Origin of the sequence: Devosia oryziradicis (assembly GCF_016698645.1) — a bacterium.
GTDB lineage: Bacteria > Pseudomonadota > Alphaproteobacteria > Rhizobiales > Devosiaceae > Devosia > Devosia oryziradicis.
In genome coordinates this window covers 2,055,210-2,075,026 of record NZ_CP068047.1, presented here as the reverse complement: position 1 = coordinate 2,075,026, position 19,817 = coordinate 2,055,210, and the positions used below count along the sequence as shown (strand labels likewise).

Annotated in this window: 21 protein-coding genes and 1 tRNA gene; 9 read left to right on the top strand and 13 right to left on the bottom strand. The window is 62.8% G+C overall.

The window, feature by feature from the left end; genetic code table 11:
- Entirely contained in the window at window positions 1-2,691 is a 2,691-nt protein-coding gene (locus JI749_RS10325; protein ID WP_201653115.1) for an autotransporter outer membrane beta-barrel domain-containing protein, read from the bottom strand.
- Window positions 2,692-3,089: 398 nt separating this feature from the next.
- A complete protein-coding gene (gene gndA, locus JI749_RS10320; RefSeq protein WP_201653112.1) occupies window positions 3,090-4,508 on the bottom strand; it encodes an NADP-dependent phosphogluconate dehydrogenase in 1,419 nt (472 codons plus the stop codon).
- Between the two features lie 202 nt (window positions 4,509-4,710).
- Here gndA and JI749_RS10315 point away from each other — a divergent pair, with 202 nt between their 5' ends.
- The gene (locus tag JI749_RS10315) at window positions 4,711-5,475 is read left to right on the top strand and encodes a glucose 1-dehydrogenase (RefSeq protein ID WP_201653109.1); all 765 of its coding nucleotides are present in this window, start codon (window positions 4,711-4,713) and stop codon (window positions 5,473-5,475) included.
- 2 nt (window positions 5,476-5,477) lie between these two features.
- Window positions 5,478-6,020 carry a gluconokinase gene (locus tag JI749_RS10310; protein WP_201653106.1) on the top strand — a complete coding sequence of 181 codons (543 nt, stop codon included), beginning with the start codon at window positions 5,478-5,480 and terminating at the stop codon, window positions 6,018-6,020.
- A 33-nt stretch (window positions 6,021-6,053) separates the two neighbouring features.
- Here JI749_RS10310 and JI749_RS10305 read toward each other — a convergent pair whose 3' ends face one another.
- The 3 genes from JI749_RS10305 to JI749_RS10295 are packed head-to-tail and all read right to left on the bottom strand — an operon-like array spanning window position 6,054 to window position 7,896.
- The gene (locus tag JI749_RS10305; protein ID WP_201653103.1) at window positions 6,054-6,827 is read right to left on the bottom strand and encodes a MerR family transcriptional regulator; all 774 of its coding nucleotides are present in this window, start codon (window positions 6,825-6,827) and stop codon (window positions 6,054-6,056) included.
- Between the two features lie 35 nt (window positions 6,828-6,862).
- On the bottom strand, window positions 6,863-7,366 hold the full coding sequence (locus tag JI749_RS10300; protein ID WP_201653100.1) for a CYTH domain-containing protein: 504 nt from the start codon (window positions 7,364-7,366) through the stop codon (window positions 6,863-6,865).
- A gap of 2 nt (window positions 7,367-7,368) precedes the next feature.
- Window positions 7,369-7,896 carry a methylated-DNA--[protein]-cysteine S-methyltransferase gene (locus JI749_RS10295; protein ID WP_233280728.1) on the bottom strand — a complete coding sequence of 176 codons (528 nt, stop codon included), beginning with the start codon at window positions 7,894-7,896 and terminating at the stop codon, window positions 7,369-7,371.
- Window positions 7,897-8,018: 122 nt separating this feature from the next.
- On the opposite strand from JI749_RS10295, the gene JI749_RS10290 reads away from it, so the two are divergent.
- On the top strand, window positions 8,019-8,546 hold the full coding sequence (locus JI749_RS10290; protein WP_201653094.1) for a dihydrofolate reductase family protein: 528 nt from the start codon (window positions 8,019-8,021) through the stop codon (window positions 8,544-8,546).
- Window positions 8,547-8,599: 53 nt separating this feature from the next.
- Here the strand turns inward: JI749_RS10290 and JI749_RS10285 are convergent, their stop codons facing one another.
- Complete coding sequence (locus tag JI749_RS10285; protein WP_201653091.1) at window positions 8,600-8,782, bottom strand: CsbD family protein; 183 nt, start codon at window positions 8,780-8,782, stop codon at window positions 8,600-8,602.
- Between the two features lie 139 nt (window positions 8,783-8,921).
- Between JI749_RS10285 and JI749_RS10280 the strand changes: the two genes are divergently transcribed.
- Complete coding sequence (locus tag JI749_RS10280; protein ID WP_201653088.1) at window positions 8,922-9,593, top strand: RluA family pseudouridine synthase; 672 nt, start codon at window positions 8,922-8,924, stop codon at window positions 9,591-9,593.
- On the opposite strand, the gene JI749_RS10275 is transcribed toward JI749_RS10280, so the two are convergent.
- The 3 genes from JI749_RS10275 to JI749_RS10265 all read right to left on the bottom strand — a co-directional run bounded on the left by JI749_RS10275 (window position 9,590) and on the right by JI749_RS10265 (window position 10,349).
- Window positions 9,590-9,871 carry an ASCH domain-containing protein gene (locus JI749_RS10275; protein WP_201653085.1) on the bottom strand — a complete coding sequence of 94 codons (282 nt, stop codon included), beginning with the start codon at window positions 9,869-9,871 and terminating at the stop codon, window positions 9,590-9,592. The two genes, JI749_RS10280 and JI749_RS10275, sit on opposite strands and share 4 nt — an antisense overlap.
- Complete coding sequence (locus JI749_RS10270) at window positions 9,871-10,251, bottom strand: RidA family protein (protein ID WP_201653082.1); 381 nt, start codon at window positions 10,249-10,251, stop codon at window positions 9,871-9,873. Before JI749_RS10270 ends, JI749_RS10275 begins: the two co-directional genes overlap by 1 nt.
- Window positions 10,252-10,263: 12 nt before the next feature.
- A tRNA-Leu gene (locus tag JI749_RS10265) sits at window positions 10,264-10,349 on the bottom strand.
- A gap of 1,162 nt (window positions 10,350-11,511) precedes the next feature.
- On the opposite strand from JI749_RS10265, the gene JI749_RS10260 reads away from it, so the two are divergent.
- The 3 genes from JI749_RS10260 (at window position 11,512) to JI749_RS10250 (ending at window position 13,415) form a co-directional block, all read left to right on the top strand.
- Entirely contained in the window at window positions 11,512-11,973 is a 462-nt protein-coding gene (locus JI749_RS10260; RefSeq protein WP_201653079.1) for a hypothetical protein, read from the top strand.
- A 23-nt stretch (window positions 11,974-11,996) separates the two neighbouring features.
- Complete coding sequence (locus tag JI749_RS10255) at window positions 11,997-12,212, top strand: hypothetical protein (RefSeq protein ID WP_201653076.1); 216 nt, start codon at window positions 11,997-11,999, stop codon at window positions 12,210-12,212.
- Window positions 12,213-12,374: 162 nt separating this feature from the next.
- The gene (locus JI749_RS10250; RefSeq protein WP_201653073.1) at window positions 12,375-13,415 is read left to right on the top strand and encodes a zinc-dependent alcohol dehydrogenase family protein; all 1,041 of its coding nucleotides are present in this window, start codon (window positions 12,375-12,377) and stop codon (window positions 13,413-13,415) included.
- 3 nt (window positions 13,416-13,418) lie between these two features.
- Here the strand turns inward: JI749_RS10250 and gpt are convergent, their stop codons facing one another.
- Together gpt and JI749_RS10240 are read right to left on the bottom strand one after the other, a co-directional pair.
- Window positions 13,419-13,916 carry a xanthine phosphoribosyltransferase gene (gene gpt, locus JI749_RS10245; RefSeq protein WP_201653070.1) on the bottom strand — a complete coding sequence of 166 codons (498 nt, stop codon included), beginning with the start codon at window positions 13,914-13,916 and terminating at the stop codon, window positions 13,419-13,421.
- 108 nt (window positions 13,917-14,024) lie between these two features.
- Window positions 14,025-14,798, bottom strand: coding sequence for a competence/damage-inducible protein A (locus tag JI749_RS10240; protein WP_201653066.1), 774 nt, complete (start codon window positions 14,796-14,798; stop codon window positions 14,025-14,027).
- A 126-nt stretch (window positions 14,799-14,924) separates the two neighbouring features.
- On the opposite strand from JI749_RS10240, the gene map reads away from it, so the two are divergent.
- Together map and radC are read left to right on the top strand one after the other, a co-directional pair.
- On the top strand, window positions 14,925-15,758 hold the full coding sequence (map, locus tag JI749_RS10235) for a type I methionyl aminopeptidase (RefSeq protein ID WP_211200656.1): 834 nt from the start codon (window positions 14,925-14,927) through the stop codon (window positions 15,756-15,758).
- Entirely contained in the window at window positions 15,758-16,489 is a 732-nt protein-coding gene (radC, locus tag JI749_RS10230; RefSeq protein WP_407644876.1) for a RadC family protein, read from the top strand. Before map ends, radC begins: the two co-directional genes overlap by 1 nt.
- Here the strand turns inward: radC and JI749_RS10225 are convergent.
- Both JI749_RS10225 and JI749_RS10220 read right to left on the bottom strand, forming a co-directional pair.
- Window positions 16,481-17,719, bottom strand: coding sequence for a GNAT family N-acetyltransferase (locus JI749_RS10225; protein WP_201653059.1), 1,239 nt, complete (start codon window positions 17,717-17,719; stop codon window positions 16,481-16,483). The genes radC and JI749_RS10225 overlap by 9 nt on opposite strands.
- 285 nt (window positions 17,720-18,004) lie before the next feature.
- On the bottom strand, window positions 18,005-19,810 hold the full coding sequence (locus JI749_RS10220; RefSeq protein WP_201653056.1) for a TniQ family protein: 1,806 nt from the start codon (window positions 19,808-19,810) through the stop codon (window positions 18,005-18,007).
- Window positions 19,811-19,817 lie beyond the last annotated feature (7 nt).

Here is a 19,817-nt window from a genome sequence, read left to right as displayed (position 1 = left end):
TCAGAACCGTACCGTCAGGGCGCCCTCTATGCTCTGATCAAACTGAGCCGGGCCAACCAGACCGTTATAGATAGCCCTGACGCGAAGCTGATCCGACAGGTCCGCCGAGATGGTGCCGTCCAGCACCAGCGCGCTGCCGCTGACCGATGGACCGGCGATTGCAAATCCAGTGCCGCCCGCAAAGCTGTTTTGCACCTGCGGAACGCCGCCCCACCCATGACGCCATCCCGCGGACGCGCTGACCGTGACCAGCGCTGTTTCCCCCGCGACGAACTTGGCTGCGGCGCGCATGCCAAGCGTGGTGAAAGCTGCGGCATTGGTGCTGGCCTGCGTGCTGAGGGCCGCCGAACCGCCCTTCTCGCTGAAGGCACCGTTCTGCGTTCCGACCAAGGCAGCATTGGCAAATGGCTCCAACGTACTGGTGCCCAGATCTACCATATAGGCGAGTTCGCCAAACGCTTGGGCAGTTGAGGCGCCATACTGCGCGGTAAGCGTCTGCGTGCCCCCCGAAATCACCGTGCGTGTCGTGCTGATGTCGTTCCAGGCATAGGCCATGCCGGTCCGGAATGCCACGTCGCCCCAGGCGGTGCCGCCGTATAGGCCGACCTGATAGGCCTTGCTCTCGGCGCTGGACGCCACTTGCGGGACTTCGGTACGCGTCGAGCCGTAGCCCAGCAGCAGCCCGAGGCGCCAGTCGCCCACCATGCTGTCGGCGCCAACCAGCACCCCGCCAGTGCGGGTCTGCATGTCGGCGGCGTTCCCATCACCAATCGTACGTCCCCAGCTGCCAATGGCCTCCGACCAGATCTGCGTCAGTTCTGGCTGCCATGTCAGCGCCTGGCCACTGGCCGCGTAGGCAAGGGCCGGTGCCGATCCAGCCACGTCCAGGCTCGACCGCAAATGCGCCCACACGGCCTCGCGGACGAGCCGGCTTTCGCGCAGGAGCGATGACTGCACCGAGCCGTGGATCTCGCCGGACAGGTTGTCCAGCATCGCCCTCGCCTCGTCGTCCGTCATCGCGGCCAGCAAGGCGGTCACCAGGGGATCGGTCATAGCCAGGCTTTCCAGTCCCTTGCCGGTAGCAATCTGGTTGCGCGTCCGCCCCGGCGCGGAAAGCGCCTGCTTGAGGACGAGCTGGAGGTACGCGTTGTTGGCGTCGTAACTGTCGAGCAGGCCGAGATAGGCAGTGCCGCCTTCCACCCTGCCATACCGGCCAGTGAGGCCCGCTCCAGTCTCAAGGATTGCAAACGTCTGGCCGACGACGTAGCCGGATTGCAACCGAACGCGCAGCGTCGCATCCCCTAGGTCGGCTGTTCCGCCCACTGTCAGCACGTCCGGCGTCGCGCCCAGGTCGATGTCCTGAACTGCCCCGGGCATGAACACGGCATCGCCACTCATCACGAGGCGATCGTCGCCGCCGCCATCTGCAAGCGACAGCGTACCTCCACCGAAATAGGCATCGAGGTCCAGCAGGCTGGTCGTTTCAGCGACACCGGCGATATGCGCCGCGCGCAGAACCCCGCCAGCATGGTTGTTGATCTCGTCGAAGCCCTGCCCGAATGTGCTGATACCGACAACATTCCAGGTGCCCGCATTGACCAGGAGGTCATCGAATGCGCTGAGATCGACCGTGCCGCTGAGACTGTTGTTGTTGATGATCTGGGTTGCACCGGCAAAGACGGTGTCCACCGCCCTGCCCCCAACACCGAGCGTACTGCGCACCTCCCCATCGATGGTCAGTTCCACGGCCGCGCCGCTGGCGGAATTGACCCAAACGGCGGTCTGCGCCTCTACCACGCCACGGGCCGCGATCAACGTGGCCCCCAGGCCGTCATTGCTGGTCAGAATGCCGATGTCATCGCCCGTGACCGAATTGACGTCGACAACCACGTCATTGGCATTGGCCTGGTTTGAAACCACCACGCCGATCGCCGGGCCATTCAGGCCCACGACCTTCCCGGTCGACGTGACACGTGTTGCTCCCAAGCCTGCATTGGAAACGGCAATGCCGACCAGATTCCCAGTCGCATTGGCAACGTCGAGCGCCAGGCCACCAAGATTGACTACATTATCGACGCCCACCTGAAGCCCGGCACCGGTGGTTCCGGCGACAGTACCGCCAACGGCGATGTCGGTGGTCCCCATGCCCAGATTGGATATGGCGATGCCTGTCCCGCCCGTGACCGACTGAGCATTTACCCTCACGCCATCGACATTGAGTGGCGAGGCGACGCCCAAGATACCGACGACACCGCCGGTAACTGGGCCAGCGGTAGTGATGTTCAGCGCCCCGGCCCCCGACTGGATGGCGGCAATGCCGATGGTGCCGGCGTTCACCGTGCCGGTCGTGATGCTGATGGCGCCCGTCGAGCCGATATCGGAATTGCCGGCAATGATGCCACCGCCCGGTCCGGTAATCGGCCCGGAGAGCGCGACCGTGACATTTCCAAGACCGGCATTGCCGACGACCACTGCCGCGCCGGCAGCATTGGTGCTGCTGATGGCACCGTTGCTCACCACCAGGACTTCACCGGCGCCGCCGCCCAGGTTGTTGACACCCAGGGAAATGTTGTCCGACACCAGTGCCGATGCGTTGGTGTCCACGTAGCTGAGTGACCCATTGCCCTCGATGGACATGGAAGGGGCACCATTCGCCGTGGTGTCCACAGCAAAGCCCGCGGTCGTGACCACTGCCGCGTCATCCGTGAGAATGAACTGCGGAAGCGTCGTCGGGCCGCTGCAAATAAAGCTCCCTCCGCCCGCCGGTGCGCAATCGGCCCTTGCCTGGCCAACGCCAACCAGCAGGGCCAGGCCGCCCGCAATCATCATGGTCCGCAGCCTGCGCCTGCCAGACGCGCCCCGATCGGCCGATGGTCTCATATGGAAGTACGCTCCCTGCACGGAAATACTTCCGCATCCGACGAGCCTTTCGGCTTCTTGCAGCGGACGATAGCGGCAAGCTTAACGAAATACTAGCGGCCACACTTCCGCGATCCGCTGAACGTGCAAAACCGCGCCACTGCATCCACGACACCACCAAAGCAAAGGGCCCCGCTTGCGCGAGGCCCTCTGTCAAATAGGTGCCAGGGCTATTTGCCGAGTGTGCTTGGCCAGGTGCCATGCAGGTCGCTGCCGCGGCCGACAATCTCGAAGCCGTGCGCGCCGAAGAAGTCGCGCTGGCCCTGCGTCAGGTTGGCCGTGCCTTGCGCCTGGCGATAACTATCGAAATAGCTTAGTGCGGCCGAAAGGCAGATCATCGGGAATTCACCCTGCGCGGCCGCCGCCACCACCTTGCGCAGTGATGGGTGGCTGTCCTTCATCAGGGCAACAAAGTCCGGAACGACCAGCAGGTTGGCGTTGCCGCCCTTGGCATAGGCTGCCGACATCTGGTCGAGGAAGCGCGAGCGAATGATGCAGCCGGCGCGCCAGATTTTCGCGATCGTGGCCAGGGGCAGGCTCCAGCCATTCTCTTCCGACGCCTTGGCGATCACCGCAAAGCCCTGGGCGTAGGAAACGATCTTGCCGGCGAGCAGCGCCTTTTCGAGGTCGGCCAGGGTCACATCGGTATTGCCACGATTGGGCTTGCCGTAGATGGCTTCGGCCGCGACGCGCTCTTCCTTGCGGGACGAGATCGAGCGGGCCGCCACCGCGCCTTCGATGGCTGTAGCGGGAACGCCCATCTGCTGGGCAGCGATGGCGGACCAAACGCCGGTGCCCTTCTGACCGGCCTTGTCGAGGATCAGTTCGACCAGCGGCTTGCCGGTCTGGCTATCGACCGCGGCGAGCACATGGCCGGTGATTTCGATGAGGTAGGAATTGAGTGGACCCTTGTTCCATTCCTTGAACACTTCCGCGCAAGCGGTTGGATTCATGCCCAGACCATCACGCATCACGCCATACACTTCGGCGATCATCTGCATGTCGCCATATTCGATGCCGTTGTGGATGGTCTTGACGAAATGGCCGGCGCCGCCTTCGCCAAGGTAGGCGCAGCAGCTCTCGCCATTGAATTTGGCGGCGATCGCGGTCAGCACGGCCTCGGCATTGTGCCACTGCTCCTTGGAGCCGCCCACCATGATGGAGGGACCATGGCGCGCGCCTTCTTCGCCGCCCGAAACGCCGACGCCGAGATAGCCGATGCCCTTGGGCTTGAGGTAGTCGAAGCGGCGCTGCGTGTCCGTAAATAGCGAATTGCCGCACTCGATGATGGCGTCGCCCTGCTCCAGGTGCGGCAGCAGCTGCTCGATCATGTCGTCCACCGGCTTGCCGGCCTTGACCATGATGATGATCGAGCGGGGACGCTTGATGGACTGGATGAAGTCGCTGAGGTCCGCCTTCGGGATGACCTTGCCGTCCAGCCCCTGCTCCTTGGCCGTAACGACGAACTCGTCGATCTTGGATGCGGTGCGATTGTGAACAGCGATGGTGTAGCCTTTTTCGGCGATGTTGAGGGCGAGGTTGCTTCCCATCACCGCCAGGCCGATCAGGCCGATATCCGCTGTCGACATACAAACGTCCTTCCGAGGATTTTCCGTCTTATCCATGCGCGCAATGCATGCCGCGCGGCGCGACATGACCACAAACAGGCGCTAGACGGAAGTCGTAATCGCGCAATAATTGGGCGAAATCCCATCCTTGTATGGTAGATTTTCTTGCCACCATGGCTGCGCCCACCTAGGGTCGCGCGCAATTCCCGGAGAACCCCTGCAAATGCCTTCGCCCTTCGATCTGTCCGGAAAACGCGCGCTTGTAACCGGATCCAGCCGAGGCCTTGGCTACGCCATGGCCAAGGCTTTGGCCGAGGCCGGGGCAAGCGTCATTCTCAATGCCCGCGACAGCGTAGCGTTGGGCGCCGCCGCGCAGGACCTTTCGGCTTCGGGCGCCACGGTCAGCGCCGTAGCATTCGACGTCACCAGCCGCGAAAGCATCAACGACGCCGTGACCTATATCGAGGACCAAATCGGCCCCATCGACATTCTGGTCAACAATGCCGGCATGCAGTTTCGCTCAAGCCTGGAGGCTTTCCCGCCCGAAAAATTCGACCAGGTCATATCAACCAACCTGACGTCGGTGTTCAATGTCAGCCAGCCTGTCGCGCGTCACATGATCGCCCGCGGCAGCGGCAAGATCATCAACATCTGTTCGCTTCTCTCGGGCATGTCGCGGCCATCGGTAGCGCCTTATGCCGCGACCAAGGCGGCAGTAGCCAATATCACCCGCGGTATGGCCGTGGACTGGGCCAGGCACGGCCTCAACGTCAACGGCATTGCGCCCGGCTATTTCGCCACCGAACTCAACGAAGCCCTGCTCAAGGACGAAAAGTTCAACGCCTGGATCGAAACCCGAACGCCCATGGGCCGCTGGGGCCAGCCCGAAGAGCTTGGCGGCGCCGTCGTGTTCCTCGCCTCCGAAGCGGCGCGTTTCGTCAACGGCCACATCCTCTATGTGGATGGTGCTTTCACGGCGACGGTATAGCCATGGCGCTCATTGCTTCCCGCATCATCATTATCATGGGCGTCAGCTCGTCGGGCAAGTCCACGGTTGGCCAGGCCATTGCCCGCCGCCTGCATGCGCCATTCCTTGACGGCGATGGCTATCACCCGGAAGCCAACGTGGAGAAAATGCGCGCCGGCATCCCGCTGACCGATGAAGATCGCTGGCCCTGGCTCGAACGTCTGGCGCAGGCCTTGCACGAAGCGGCCGAACCAAAGGGCGTCGCCGTGGGAGCGTGCTCAGCCCTCCGCCGCGTTTATCGCGACTACCTGACTGACAAGGCCGGGGAACCCATACTTTTTGTCCATCTCGCCGGCAGCCGGGAGGTAATCGCCGAGCGCATGGCCAAACGCAAGCATGAATACATGCCAACCAGCCTGCTCGACAGCCAGTTTGCCACACTCGAGCCGCCCGATCCCGCTACGGAAAATGTGCTGGTCGTGCCGGTCACCGACAGTGTGGACAGGATCACCCAGACGGTGACGAGGTCGCTCGAGCACCTCAAGGCCTTCAAGCGCTGGCAGTAACCTGGGAGCGGCGAAACCGCTCCCAGGCCTGGCTCAATCTGCCTGGCGCCTTGCCCATGCTCGCATGGCGGTTGTCAGGTAGTTGGCGAACCCCGGCTGGATTGCCTCGTAGCGTGCCTGGAAATCCGGGTGCTCGTAAATATCGGCAAGACCCGCATAAGCCTCGGGCGGGCATTCCCTTCCCCAGGATCGTCCGACCCAGGCGCGGTGCCGCTCGATCAGCGGATCAAGGCTCGCCGCTTGGGGCGGAATGCCGCGTCGCAGGCCCTCCGCCAATCCCTGTTCCACCGCCTCGAGTTCCTTCATAGCATCAGCCATCTCGTCGGGGCTCATCTCGGCCATGGCCTTGCGGCTCTGTTCGATCCACGCTTCCATGTCGCCACCATAGCGGTCGACCAACCATTTCTCGTATTCCGCCTGCTTTTCGGGCGATACGATGCCCGAATATAAATCCGCGTCCTTCATGGCGCGATCTCCTTTCAGTCTGGCGATCGTGCGGTCGATCGTCTTGACCATGCCGGCATATCGCTGTGCCTGCTCCTCAAGCCGCTCGCGCTGCTGCTGCAGCGTCTGCACCTTGTCGAAATCAGGCGCATCGAGGATGGCCCCGATTTCCGCGAGCGGAATATCGAGCTCTCGATGAATGAGGATCTGCTGCAGACGCAGCAACTCCTCCTCGCCGTAATAGCGATAGCGATTGTCGCCGGTGAACGCGGGCTTCAGCAGACCGATTTCGTCATAGTGGTGCAGCGCCCGCACCGAGATGCCCGCAAGCTGCGCCAGTTGATTGACGGTATAGGTCTTCATTCGTCCACGTCTCCGCAAGACACGTGGATAGTCCCTCACGCCACGTCAGGGTCAACAGCCTCCGGTGCCATTGCATCCGGAATGCCGTCGGCGCGCGACAAGCTGGCATTGTTGTAGCGGTCGTCGTGGCTGACTTCGGTCCCAACCCATTCAGGCAACACGACAGCCTGCCGCTCGTCGATCAATTCGACCTCGGCAAGGATCAGGCCGGCATGCCGACCCGAAAATACATCGACTTCCCAGATCAAACCGGCATGCGGCACGCGGTAGCGCCGCTTCTCGATGACATGCGGCTCGGCCATGCCGAGCAGTTCGCGGGCATCCACGATCGGGATCTCATACTCGTACTCTGCCCGCGATATCCCCTGCGTTGCGCCCTTCAGCGTCAGCACAGCCCGCTCATCATCCTTGGTCCGCACCCTGACAGTCGCCTTGGCGTTTGACGACAGGTAGCCCTGTCGCAGCAGCGCACTGCCTGTGGCCTCGGCCCGCCAACCGTCTGAAACGACGAGAAACTTGCGCTCGATCTCCCGGCCCATCGCTAGAAACCGAACGTCATCTGGCCGGCCGGTGTGCCCACCGACACGCCTTCGAGTTCCAGCATGCGCAGCTTCGATTCGGCTCCACCCGGCGCCGAGAACCCGCCGGGTTTGCCATCGCTGGCCAGTACGCGATGGCATGGGATGATCAGCGGAATGGGGTTGGCACCCATCGCCGCGCCCACTGCTCGCGACAGCGTCACGTCGCCCATTTCCCGCGCCAGCGCGCCATAGGTTGTCGTCTCGCCCCAGCCGACACCAAGCAGCAGCGCATAGGCCCGGCGGTTGAAATCGGAAATACCAGACAGATCGAGCGGGATGTCGGCGAAGTCGACGGCCTCGCCCGCCGCATAATCCTCGATCCGGTCGATCGCCGCGTCGACCCCTCGCGTCGGCTCGCCGGCCTGCGCGCCGCCGCGATTGAGCCGCTGCAGCAGCGCGGCATGTTCCATGCCCGGCAGTTGCACCCGCGCAATGCCGGCTTCGGTCCAGCCGATCCCGAATTCGCCCAGCGCTGTATCGAACACCATGGTTTCCATGCACCAACCTTAAGGCTCGATCCCACCATATGCCAGTCGCCGCGGCGGCACTGCTGACAGATGCTGTCATCAGGCGGGGCGACACCGGCATTTTCACTGCAAGGAGCGCATGCATGGCCAGGATCGTCGGATATATCGCCACCAGTCTTGATGGCTTCATCGCCACGCCGGATGAAAATCTCGATTGGCTGACCCAGCAACCCGATCTCAACCTGGGCGAGCACGATTATCGCACCTTCATCAAATCCATTCGCACCGTGGTCATGGGACGTTCGACCTATGAGTGGATCGCGCGCTATCCAGGCGCCTGGGAGTATGACGGCAAGCGCGTCATCGTCGTCACCTCGCGGCCGATCGACAATCCCAAGGGACTGCTGGAAACCCGGGCCGATATCGAAAGCCTGATTGTCGAACTGCGCGCGCTGGACGATGGCGATGTCTGGATGCTGGGCGGCGGCAAGTTGCAGATGGCCTTCATGGAGCGCGGGGCGCTGGACGAGATCGAGATCTACGTGATGTCCGAGATTATCGGCGGCGGTATTCCGCTCTTTCCTGCCACAGGGCTTCGCGCCTCCCCCAGGCTGGTGTCAGCCAAGATGCTCCATCCGGTCTGCGCCCGCCTGCACTACCGGTTTGACTGAACGCAAAAAGGGCCGCCCAAAAGGCGGCCCTTTTCGAAATCGAGCTGAACGTGTCAGTGCTTGAGCGCGTCGCGCGCATCGTCCTTGAGCTCGCCAACCTTCTGCTGCAGCTTGCCTTCAGCCTTGTCGAGCTTGCCTTCGGCCTGCAGGCGTTCATTGCCGGTCAGGCCACCAGCGGCATCCTTGAGCGCACCCTTGACCTGCTTGCCGGCGCCTTTGACTTCATCCTTGTGCATGAAAGCCTCCTCTATGTTAGGTACCAGACAACGGCCATCGTCGCCGGGTCGTTCCGTTAAATCACCGTCACGTGAGGCAAATTTGCCTTCGGCGCCTGGAGATTGGTCAAAGTGCGTCCCGTCTGCTAAACGGGCCGCCATGCCCGGACCCATGCCCACGCTGCTCGATTACCATCCCCCGCTTGACCCCTATCTCAACATCCTTCATGTCGACGATGACATGCTGGTGGTCGACAAGCAGAGCGGCCTGCTGAGCGTGCCGGGCAAGGATCCATCGCTCTGGGACTGCGTCGAATATCGCGCGCGCCAGACCTGGCCCACCGCCGGAATGTGCCACCGCCTCGACAAGGACACTTCAGGCGTTCTGGTGCTGGCGCTCAACAAGCGCGCGCATGGCCGCATCGGCAGCCAGTTCGAGCACCGCAAGACCACCAAGGCCTACATCGCCCGCGTCGCCGGGATCATCGCGGAAGACCAAGGCCTGGTCGACCTGCCCCTCGCCACCGACTGGGACAACAAGCCCCGGCAGCGCGTCGACTACGAGAACGGCCGCCCCGCCCAGACCGAATGGGCGGTGCTCGAGCGCGAAGCCGACGCCACCCGCGTTCGCCTTCATCCGCTCACCGGCCGTACCCATCAGTTGCGGGTCCACATGAAGGCCATCGGCCATGTGATTCTGGGCGACGCGTTTTATGCCGACGCCGAAACCTTCGCCGCAGCCGACCGGCTGCAGCTCCATGCCGCCGAGCTGGGCCTCTTCCACCCGACAACGGGCGCGTTCATGACCTTCGTGGCTCCCACGCCGTTCTAGTCCGGCGGAAAACTCACCTCGATCCGCTGGAACAAATGCCCCGGCTTCATCGTATCGAGCCACCTGCGGAAGTCCGCAACGTCGCTGAAGCCGGCGCGCCGCGCATCTGCCTCGGTCACCTCGGCCGGGTCCATGTCGTCGATAGCGCCGATCTGCATCACACCCAGCTTGGTCTTGAGCGTCCCGCCAGCCTTGACGCTGGGCCGGCTCCAGCGCCTGAACACCAGGTCCACCTTCCCCGCCTTGATCGCTTCGAGCAGTTCGAGCTTGAGCAGCATCAGTCGATCACCGCCGTTCCCGTCATTTCGATGAGCAGCCCTTTTGCCAGCAGTTCCTTGACTACCACCGTCGCGCGCACCGGATAGGGCTGCACCGTGAAGAACTCGCGATAAACCGCGTTCATGCCGGCCGCATCGGCGCTGTCGACCAGGAATATCTGTACCATCACCAGGTTTGCCAGCGTTCCGCCTGCCGCCCTGACGGCAATTTCCAGGTTCTGGATGCACCGCCGTGCCTGGGCCTGGATGCCGCCATCGACGATCTCGCCTGTTGTTGGATCTTCGGCAATCGCCACTAGCCAGACATGCTTGCCCGATCGCACGGCGTCGCTGATGGGCGCCGACGATGGCGCAATACCCGTTTCGATTTTCTCGATCATTGGTCCGGTTCCTGGTGCGGGCGGCGGGACTCGAACCCGCACGGGGCTACCCCCTCCGGATTTTAAGTCCGGTGTGTCTACCATTCCACCACGCCCGCGCCGGATCGCAGGTAGCATGGGGTGACGATGATGCCAACGGCATTGGGCCGTTCGTTCAATGGACTTACGGGTCGCGCGGCCGAGCGGCGCCCGGGATGGCCAACGATCGCGCGTGCTTACCGAACGTTGGCCTGGAGACCTCAGGACCCAACTTCGAAGGGAAATGGTGACGGCTCCCAGAGATGCTCGACCTTGTGCACCCGAACCGCATTCGCCTCCCACGCGTGCAGCAATGCGGCAATAGCCGGCGCGTCCACCGCCGACAGCAGCCCGCTGAGCGTCCTGAGGCCATCTTGTGCCTCAGTTCCATGACACCCAACCGAGTAGATTCCTCTTTTCCGTAGGTTACACCGACTACTGTGGAGTCCGTCACCGGCTCCAGGTCAAGGGAGACTTCTACGACCAGGTTTGCAAGCGCAGGGTTTACGGCCTTTCGCCGCCGCTTCTCTTCTAGGCCTGGTGGTAGCCGTTCCATGTCCGCTCCAGATGAAATCCAGTTGCAGACTCTCACAGCGGCGCCATCCGGGGATAAGTGAGCCCCCAGTCCCTTGACGACGGCGGCAGGCCTGCGGTTTCGGGAGCGCAAGGGCGCCCCGGGGAGCGCAAGAGCGCGCGACCGGAGGCGCGCGAGCGGCCCCGGGGGATCACGGCATGAAGCGGCTTTCGCCCCGGACGGCTTCATGCCGCCTGATTGATTATTGAAGAGACGAAAGCCGCTTCACACGACTGGGGTTTTGGGCAGGTTCGGGCCAGGTACGCTGTGTCGCAAGCGCAGCTGCCGGGTTTCCCCTGCCTGGACCAGGCGACCCCGATCCACCCATCTCCCCGCCCGATGCTTCGTCGGCACCGCGTGAACGGCGGGAATGGATGGAGGATACGGGAGGTTTTCGGGAAGGGGATAAGTTTTCTTCCGCTGCGCACGTCTGCGACCATTTACGACCCCATTTCCGCCATTCAGCTAAATCGTCAGATCGCCCGTAAGCGGACACTCTATTGAGAGGACCCACCCCCGTTCGTCGGGGGCTGGGATGTTCTGGCCCACGTGGAATGCCTGTCCCCTCAGGCGATCGCCAGTCCCACACCGGATGACCGGTAGTTGCAGTTGCGCCGGGTAGCAGACGTCCCTACATGTTGCCTGCGGCATTTCAGCAGGAGGCATGGATGACTGCTAATACGGATATTATTCAGGGTGTCGCCCTTCTCGTCGCGGTCGTTTGGGCTGCCCAATCTGCCAACATAGCGGCTTGGAAATACATCAACGACCTTCGAGACAATGCCATGATGGGCAAGATCGGCGGCGTTGAGATCACGGCCGCTCACGCTCGTTTTATCATAAAGAGTGATTGGAGCTCGGTCTTTACCGGCGCCTTGATAACAATGTTCTCTTTTGCCGTCTTGCTGCTTGGCGGAGGTCTCGTCGCCATCTGGCCCAGCATCTCACAGGGCCAGATCTGGAACCCTAGCAGCCTGCATGTGGCGGGACTCGGATGCTTCGCGCTGGGGGCAATTTACCTTATTCGATTTCTGGCCACCGTTCGGTTCCTCTTTACCGAGCCTAAAAACATTGAGGCTGCGATAGCGACTTGGGAAAAATCCCGGCCTAGGACCAGTCCCGGCCTGTAGGTGGCGTGAGCAGGGGTAGTGATATGCCGAACATTTCGGATGCGAAGTTCTTGGACAACGCTCGCTCGAAATCGAAGCTCATTCTGAACGTATTCGAACGCGGCGGCGCGCGCGACAAGGCCGAATTTAGACCGACGCTAGCGCCTATGATTGCTTCGCTGAAGGCCGAATTGCCGAAACGGCCGGACATAGCCGGCGACATTGAAGAGATCATTAGCGCTCTGGAAATCGAGCTTTAGGCGCCCAGCGCCCTAACAACGATTGTGGGGTAGCAGACGGCCCTTTCCGGTCAGGTGAACCATAGGTGTACGGCCGAGAAAATCCTGCCCGTCTGCTTCCCACCCCGAACCGGTCGCGCTTTCCCGCGCTATACAGCGTCACCCCCCGGAGAGACCGTCGCCATGAAAGCCGTGCTCTACGAAAAATTCCAGCAGCCGCCCAAGGTCGTCACCCTGCCCGATCCGACGCCTGAGGCCGATGGCGTGGTGATCAAGGTCGAGGCGACGGGGGTTTGCCGCAGTGACTGGCATGGCTGGATGGGGCATGACAGCGATATTGCCCTGCCCCATGTGCCCGGGCACGAACTGGCCGGCGTGGTGCAGGCGGTGGGCCGGGATGTGCGCAACTGGCGCGTGGGCGATCGGGTGACCGTGCCCTTCATCTGCGGCTGTGGTGCCTGCCCGGAATGCCATGCCGGGCAGCAGCAGGTATGCCTGCATCAGGAGCAACCCGGCTTTACCCATTGGGGCTCGTTTGCCGAATATGTCGGCATCCACCGGGCCGACCTGAACCTGGTGGCGCTGCCCGAAAGCATCGATTTCGCCACGGCGGCGAGCCTGGGCTGCCGCTTCGCCACGGCCTTCCGTGCCGTGGTGGACCAGGGCAAGGTATCGGCGGGCCAGTGGGTGGCGGTGCATGGTTGCGGCGGCGTGGGGCTTTCGGCGGTAATGATCGCCAGCGCCGTGGGGGCCAATGTCGTCGCCATCGACATCGACGACGCCAAGCTCGCGCTGGCGCGCGAGCTGGGGGCTGCGCATACGATCAATGGCGCCTCGGGCACGGATGTGCCGGAGGCGGTGATCGCGCTCAGCGGGGGCGGCGCGCATGTGTCGCTGGACGCCCTGGGGCATCCGACCACCTGCTTCAACTCGATCGTCAACCTGCGCCCACGCGGCAAGCATGTGCAGGTGGGGCTGATGCTGGGCGAGCACACGGCGCCACCGGTGCCCATGGCCCGGATCATCGGCAAGGAGCTCGAAATCCTGGGCTCACACGGCATGCAGGCGCATCGCTATGGCGCGATGCTGGACATGATCACGGCGGGCAGGCTGGCGCCGTCGCGCCTCGTGGGAAGCCGGATCAGCCTTGCCCAGGCGCCGGAGGCACTGATGGGCATGGACCGGTTCCAGTCGGTCGGCGCGACGGTGATCACGACGTTCTAGTGATCAGTCGGTGCCGCCGCTGATCGGGGCGACATAGGCTACGTCCAGGTCCCACGGGAAGAAGATCCAGGTGTCCTGGCTGACCTCGGTGATGAAGGTGTCCACCAGGTCGCGCCCCTTGGGCTTGGCATAGACCGTGGCAAAATGCGCGCCGGGCAGCATTTCGCGAACGACGCGGGCGGTGGAGCCGGTATCGACCAGGTCGTCGACGATCAGGATCTTGCTGCCGTTTTTGGCCAGGTCGAGCACGGGCTGGCTGATCTGCTTGAGCACCTGGATGCCGCCCTGGTTCTGGTGATCGTAGCTCTTGACCGCCACGGTCTCGACCGTGCGGATATTGAGTTCGCGCGCCACGATGGCCGCGGGGACGAGGCCGCCACGGGCGATGGCGACCACGGCGTCGAACGTGCCCATGCCGGCCAGCCGCCAGGCCAAGGCCCGGCTGTCGCGGTGGAACTGATCCCAGGTGACGGGAAAGGATTTCTGGTTCTGGTTGCTCAAGGTCGGCTCCTTCGCCGGCGCTGCCCCGCGCCGCGGTGAAATTCGGAAGGCCCGTGCTTAGCAAACCCGCGGGGCCCCGCCAATGTCTGCGTGCGATTATGCCCAGGGCTAGTAGGCTTCCTCGTCCGGCATTTCCAGATTGGCCTTGCGATGCGCCTCGCGCACCATCTCGCGCACCTTGCCGGCCGCCTCCGCCAGGCGATCGGCATCGGACGAGCGCAGCACCAGTTCGGTCATGATGCGGTCGTGCCCCATCTGCGGATAGGAGCCCATCTTGACGTCCGGATACTGCTCCTGCAGCGCGCCCAGCGGACCGCCGATGGTCCCCTCCCCCACGGCCGCCTTGATGGTCACCGACATGACCTTCTTGCCGGCCTTGAGCGTGGGCAGGATCGCCTCGAGCATGGCGCGCATGATGATGGGCACGCCGGCCATCACATGCACATTGCCGATGCGGAACCCGGGCGCGGCGCTGACGGAGTTGACGATCAGCGACGCCCCTTCGGGGATGCGCGCCATGCGCAGGCGAGCTTCGTTCACCTCGGTGCCCGTCTGCTTCCAGCGCGCTTCCAGCATGGCCCGGGCTTCCGGATTGATCGGCAGCGCCACCCCGAACGCCTTGGCAATGGCATCGGCGGTGATGTCGTCATGCGTCGGCCCGATGCCGCCGGTGGTGAAGACATAGGTGTAGCGGGCGCGCAAGGCATTGACGGCCTCGACGATGTCGTCGGTTTCGTCGCTCACCACCCGCACTTCCTTGAGCTCGATGCCAAGGTCGGTGCAGAATTCGGCCGTGGCGCCGATATTGACGTCCTTGGTGCGGCCCGAGAGGATTTCGTCGCCAATGACCAGGAGGCCGGCTGTAACAGTATCTGCAGACATGAAAGGATTCCGTGGCTTGCTGTCTGTCAGACATGCTCCTGCGCGATATCGCCGTCAAGCAAGGCTGGCGCCCTTCCAATCGGATGATCTAGGGACTAATTTAGCCCAATTGCCTCGGAGTCCTGCATGATCACCTTCGTCGATGCCCCCGCCAAAGCCCGCCGCACGCCCGGCGTCATCCCGCTTCATGGCAGCGAAGGCTTCGAGGGCATGCGCAAGGCAGGCGCGCTGACGGCGCAGGCGCTCGATATCCTGACCGAATTCGTCGAGCCCGGCGTGCCCACCGCCAAGATCGACCAGATCGCCTATGAATTCGCCCGCGACAATGGCGCCGTGCCGGCGACGATCTTCTACAAGGGCTACCGCCATTCGCTGTGCACCTCGATCAACCATGTGGTCTGCCACGGCATCCCCGACGAGCGGCCTTTGCGCGACGGCGACATCGTCAACATCGACCTCACTCTGGTGGTCGACGGCTGGCACGGCGATTCGAGCCGCATGTATCCGGTAGGTGAGATTTCGCGGAAGGCGGAGCGGCTGATCGAGATCACCTATGCCGGGCTCGAAGCCGGCATTGCTGCGGCAAAGCCCGGCAACACCACCGGCGATATCGGTGCGGCCATCCAGGCCGTCGCCGAAGCCGAGCGCATGAGCGTGGTGCGCGACTTCGTCGGCCATGGGCTGGGCAAGCTCTTCCACGACGAGCCCAACATCATGCATTTCGGCACGCCCGGTACGGGGGTACCGCTGAAACCCGGGATGATCTTCACCATCGAACCGATGATCAACCTGGGCCGGCCGCATGTGAAGATTCTTTCCGATGGCTGGACGGCGGTGACGCGCGACCGCACGCTCTCGGCCCAGTGCGAGCACTCCATCGGCATCACCGAGACCGGCTGCGAGATCTTCACTCTCTCACCCGGTGGCATCTTCAATCCCATGGCCGCGAAAGCTGCATGATGAGCGACCGGCCCGACGAACTCGCCGAGGCCGCCTTTCCGCTCCCGCGGCCTGAAGCCGACGACCATGCCGGCCACCGCCAGCGCGTGCGCGAGCGTTTCCTCAAGGTCGGCGGTGATGCGCTGGAAGATTATGAGCTGCTCGAGCTGGCCCTGCAGCTCGTCATTCCGCGCAAGGACACCAAGGGTCTCGCCAAGACCCTGCTGCGGGAATTCGGCTCCTTCTCGGCAGTCTTCAATGCCGGTGAGGCACGCCTCGGCAAGATCAAGGGCCTGGGCGAAACCAGCATTGCCCATATCAAGGTCATCCAGGCTGTCGCCGCGCGCTTCGGCCGCGACCGCATCGACAGCGAACAGCCGATCCTCTCATCGTGGTCGCAACTGATCGACTACTGCCGCAGCCAGATGGCGTTCCAGTCCATCGAGCAGTTCCGCATCCTGTTTCTCGACAAGAAGAACCGGCTGATTGCCGACGAGGTGCAGCAGACAGGCACGGTGGACCACACGCCTGTCTATCCACGCGAGGTGATCAAGCGTTCGCTGGAACTATCGGCCACGGCGCTGATCCTGGTGCACAACCACCCGTCGGGCGACCCTGCCCCCTCGTCCGCCGACGTGCGGATGACGCGGGAGATCAGCGACATAGCCAAGCCGCTGGGCATCACCCTGCACGACCACCTCATCATCGGCAAATCGGGCCACGCATCGCTGCGTGGCCTGAAGCTACTCTGATTTTTCGGCCGGCGCAGGGGTCGCAGAGCCGGTCACCCGATCAAACAGCTGCCGCACGCTGCGGATAGCCGACTTGAGCTGCGGATTGGCCTTGATGGCGGCGCGGGCTACCTGGAAGCGGCGATGGGCCTGGACGATCAGCGCGCCTTGGGGCGTCAAGCCAATATAGTGCTGTCGCAGCGGCGCTTGCACGTTGCACCAATGGCGCTTTTCGTCGGTGAAGCCGCTGCCCATGTCGAAGATGTGGATGCCTTGGTCGAACACGGTCTGCATCACCCGAAGCAGGCACTGCTTGCCGGGCGAACCGCCCTGAATGGCCGGATCGTCGCTCATCGAGGAGATGAGGCAAAACATGCGGTCGCCGTGGACGATGTTGTAGCGCACGGCGACGATATCGCCGTTGAGCCGCAGCACATGCAGCCGCACATCGACGCCTGAACCAGCTTTGGCCATGGAATGGTAGAACGCAATAAGCCGGTCATGCACGAAGGTATCGCGGATGCCCATGGCCTTGAAGCGGGCCGAGCGTTGCGTGAACATCGTGTCGATGGCTGCAACGGTATCGTCGCCGTTGCGGATTTCCGCGAAACCCACCTCGCCCATGGCGGCCAGCCGGTCGCCCTGTTGGCGATCGTGCTTGCGGCGGGACTTGCTGCGCTGCAGGCGGTCGCATTCTTCCCAGCTGGAATAGTGCGAGCGATAAAGCGTTTCGACCGCCAGGGTGGACCCAAGCTCGTCGAACAGGCCGGCATGTCCACCCACCTCGACCGGGATGGACCGCAGATAGACCACATCGGCGCCGGAGAGCTTGCCCGTCATGGCGGACCACAGCTGGCGCCGCCCTTCAGCGCTCATGGCGGCAAGCCGATCATAGTCGGCGATCGGTGCGTAGCAGCCGGCATTGGCGCCGGGAAACCAGGTGAAAACCGGCAGGCCGTGCACGCGCTTGCGATGCAGGGGCAACAGGGCAACCGGGTGGCCATCGATCCGGCCGACGACATAGCGCTGGTCCGCCTGCTTCACCTGGCGGTCGGCCACCCAGAGGCGAATGAAATCATAGCTCTGGCCGGGGGATTCGATGCTGGCGGAAGTCAGATCGCGCCAAACCTTCTCGACGTCGTCGATGCGGTCGGCGACTTCAACGCTGATTTGGCCGCGCACCGCGGCTGGCGCCATGGCGCTGCGACTACCCGGATCGAGAACGGCATCGGCGGTGTTGGATATCAGCATGGGCCCCACTCATGTCGGCACGCACTCTGCCCCGCCGGGGTAAACCAGTGCTGAACTTTGACGGTGCAAAGCCACCGGAGGCCGGAAACTTGGCAGACGGTTAAGCCGGACTTACCGCCGCTATAGGCGAGTGAATCCTTTTATCCATTTGCAGCGCAAGACTGTTATTTTTCAGCCACTTAGCTTTAATCCATATATCTAAGAGGCATCGACCAATCCCGATTGAAACTAACGCAAACAAAAATAGACCGCGCCTGGCGCGGTCTTTAGGTCGAGTGGTTTCGCTCAGGCAACCAGCCGTCGCACATCATCCCTGCGGTAAAGGATCGTTCGCACATCCGTAAGGGGCGACTTGAGGTTGATCGCGGGGATGAGCCCCATCTTTCTGAGCTGCTGCACGCTCGGGCTTCCTGACAGGGATCCTTTCACGTGGAACCTGCCTACGAACTCGTTTGCGAAACGCTCGACCTTCATCTTCTGGAAGAAGAGCGTTCTTCCCTTCCCTTCACTCGCCTGGAAGCGTTCTGGTGTCAGCAGTTCCTCTGCCATCAGTGCTCGAAGATCTGCCGGGTGCACTCCGAGCATCCGACACACCTCGGCCGCGCCAACGATCTCGTTGCCCCCCGACATCGCCTTCAACACGTCCATCGGATGCAAGCGGATGCTTTTGAACACGGGGAGCCCTGGAACAAGAGCGACACGCTTGATGGCTCCATCCTGCAATAGGGGCCAAATCTTCGAGAGCGGTAGACGGAAATCGCTCGCCAGGTCCGACATGGAGAGCATTCCAGGCGTCGCCGGATCGACCTTCTCGAACCGGTCGAGCAAGGCTTCGGTGGCACGGGTCACATCCGGCTCCGAATAGATCGGGGGATGACTTTTCAGACCAGCATCGCCGGCCGGCTGAAGGATACCTGCGTCCGCCAGGTTCTTCAGGTTGGATCGTTTCTTGTGGTTGTTGTCGAAACCAAGTCTGGTTGCCGTGGCTGCAGATGTGAGGAATGGCGCCTTCTGCGCTACGAACCTCTCCAACGGATCTGCATGCAGCAACATCTCCTGTCGGCGCTTGGCAGGCATCGCGACCATTTCTGGGTGAGAGGTCAAAATCGACATCAGCTGGTGCTGGTCGAGACCGAGGTGGTGGAGCGCGCTGCTGTAGTCGTGGAGCCATCGTTTCCCGCATTGGCGCCCGAGAACGGTATCCCCTTTCGCATATGGAAGGCACCGGAACAGAATCCCGGTGAGCGCATCGGCGATGGCGGGCACGCCCTGCTCGGACTGGCACTCGAACAGGACGTTGACGAGACTGGGGAACAGTTTATGCGCTCCCCGTTCAATCATGCGCAGATCAGCTCGGTGTTCAATCACCACCGCCTCCAGCTTCTCCACACCACCAGCGAAGACGTTGAACCCGACCGCACGCCTTTCCACGGACGTCAGCGCCCTCGAACCATTTTGCAGCCGCCACATGTCGGTGCCCAGCGCGTGGCACAGTCGCGTCGCCATCGACAGTGACAAGGGTTCCAGGAGGGATGGTGCAGGACTCGTGTCTACGCCGATCCGTGACAACACATAGAGCTGGAAGCCGTCCGGCACCGCCGGTTGGGTCTCCTCCCCAAGGCGTTCGATGAGATTGGCGGTCTCGTAGCCCGTGTCGATCAGCTGGATGCCCACACCATGAATATCGCGCGAGATGAGCTTCACTTTGTGCCGGGCGCAGCAATCGACCGCCCCAGCCACCCATTCTGCCCTGATGTAGACGGCCTGATCCAAGGGCATTCCCGGATTGGCTCGAATATCCTCGAGGGCACAGCATGGACAAATGCTGACCCTACGTCGGGGATTTGACCGAGTGTGCAGGATCTGACCATTCAGCTCTAAGTATAGCTTGCTCAGATTGCGAGGTGTCCATTTGATCAACTCGTTGGCGTCGCAGTTAGTCAGGGCAGCCAAGGCCCCCAGGGCTTCAGGAAGGCCATGCTGGATGCCTCGCAGATCGAGGTAGTAGTCCTTGCAGAAGGCCCGCGGACTGGGTGCGCCGAAAAAAGCAGTCAGCCGACCAAGGTAGCTCTGCGCAGTTTCACGCGGCATAACAGCG

Bases quoted from the DNA above. Each gene is read 5' to 3' on its own strand.
- gndA (WP_201653112.1), bottom strand. From the start codon at position 4,508: ATGTCGACAGCGGATATCGGCCTGATCGGCCTGGCGGTGATGGGAAGC.
- JI749_RS10315 (WP_201653109.1), top strand. From the start codon at position 4,711: ATGCCTTCGCCCTTCGATCTGTCCGGAAAACGCGCGCTTGTAACCGGA.
- JI749_RS10310 (WP_201653106.1), top strand. From the start codon at position 5,478: ATGGCGCTCATTGCTTCCCGCATCATCATTATCATGGGCGTCAGCTCG.
- JI749_RS10305 (WP_201653103.1), bottom strand. From the start codon at position 6,827: ATGAAGACCTATACCGTCAATCAACTGGCGCAGCTTGCGGGCATCTCG.
- JI749_RS10300 (WP_201653100.1), bottom strand. From the start codon at position 7,366: ATGGGCCGGGAGATCGAGCGCAAGTTTCTCGTCGTTTCAGACGGTTGG.
- JI749_RS10295 (WP_233280728.1), bottom strand. From the start codon at position 7,896: ATGGTGTTCGATACAGCGCTGGGCGAATTCGGGATCGGCTGGACCGAA.
- JI749_RS10290 (WP_201653094.1), top strand. From the start codon at position 8,019: ATGGCCAGGATCGTCGGATATATCGCCACCAGTCTTGATGGCTTCATC.
- JI749_RS10285 (WP_201653091.1), bottom strand. From the start codon at position 8,782: ATGCACAAGGATGAAGTCAAAGGCGCCGGCAAGCAGGTCAAGGGTGCG.
- JI749_RS10280 (WP_201653088.1), top strand. From the start codon at position 8,922: ATGCCCGGACCCATGCCCACGCTGCTCGATTACCATCCCCCGCTTGAC.
- JI749_RS10275 (WP_201653085.1), bottom strand. From the start codon at position 9,871: ATGCTGCTCAAGCTCGAACTGCTCGAAGCGATCAAGGCGGGGAAGGTG.
- JI749_RS10270 (WP_201653082.1), bottom strand. From the start codon at position 10,251: ATGATCGAGAAAATCGAAACGGGTATTGCGCCATCGTCGGCGCCCATC.
- JI749_RS10260 (WP_201653079.1), top strand. From the start codon at position 11,512: ATGACTGCTAATACGGATATTATTCAGGGTGTCGCCCTTCTCGTCGCG.
- JI749_RS10255 (WP_201653076.1), top strand. From the start codon at position 11,997: ATGCCGAACATTTCGGATGCGAAGTTCTTGGACAACGCTCGCTCGAAA.
- JI749_RS10250 (WP_201653073.1), top strand. From the start codon at position 12,375: ATGAAAGCCGTGCTCTACGAAAAATTCCAGCAGCCGCCCAAGGTCGTC.
- JI749_RS10240 (WP_201653066.1), bottom strand. From the start codon at position 14,798: ATGTCTGCAGATACTGTTACAGCCGGCCTCCTGGTCATTGGCGACGAA.
- map (WP_211200656.1), top strand. From the start codon at position 14,925: ATGATCACCTTCGTCGATGCCCCCGCCAAAGCCCGCCGCACGCCCGGC.
- radC (WP_407644876.1), top strand. From the start codon at position 15,758: ATGAGCGACCGGCCCGACGAACTCGCCGAGGCCGCCTTTCCGCTCCCG.
- JI749_RS10225 (WP_201653059.1), bottom strand. From the start codon at position 17,719: ATGCTGATATCCAACACCGCCGATGCCGTTCTCGATCCGGGTAGTCGC.
- JI749_RS10220 (WP_201653056.1), bottom strand. From the start codon at position 19,810: ATGCCGCGTGAAACTGCGCAGAGCTACCTTGGTCGGCTGACTGCTTTT.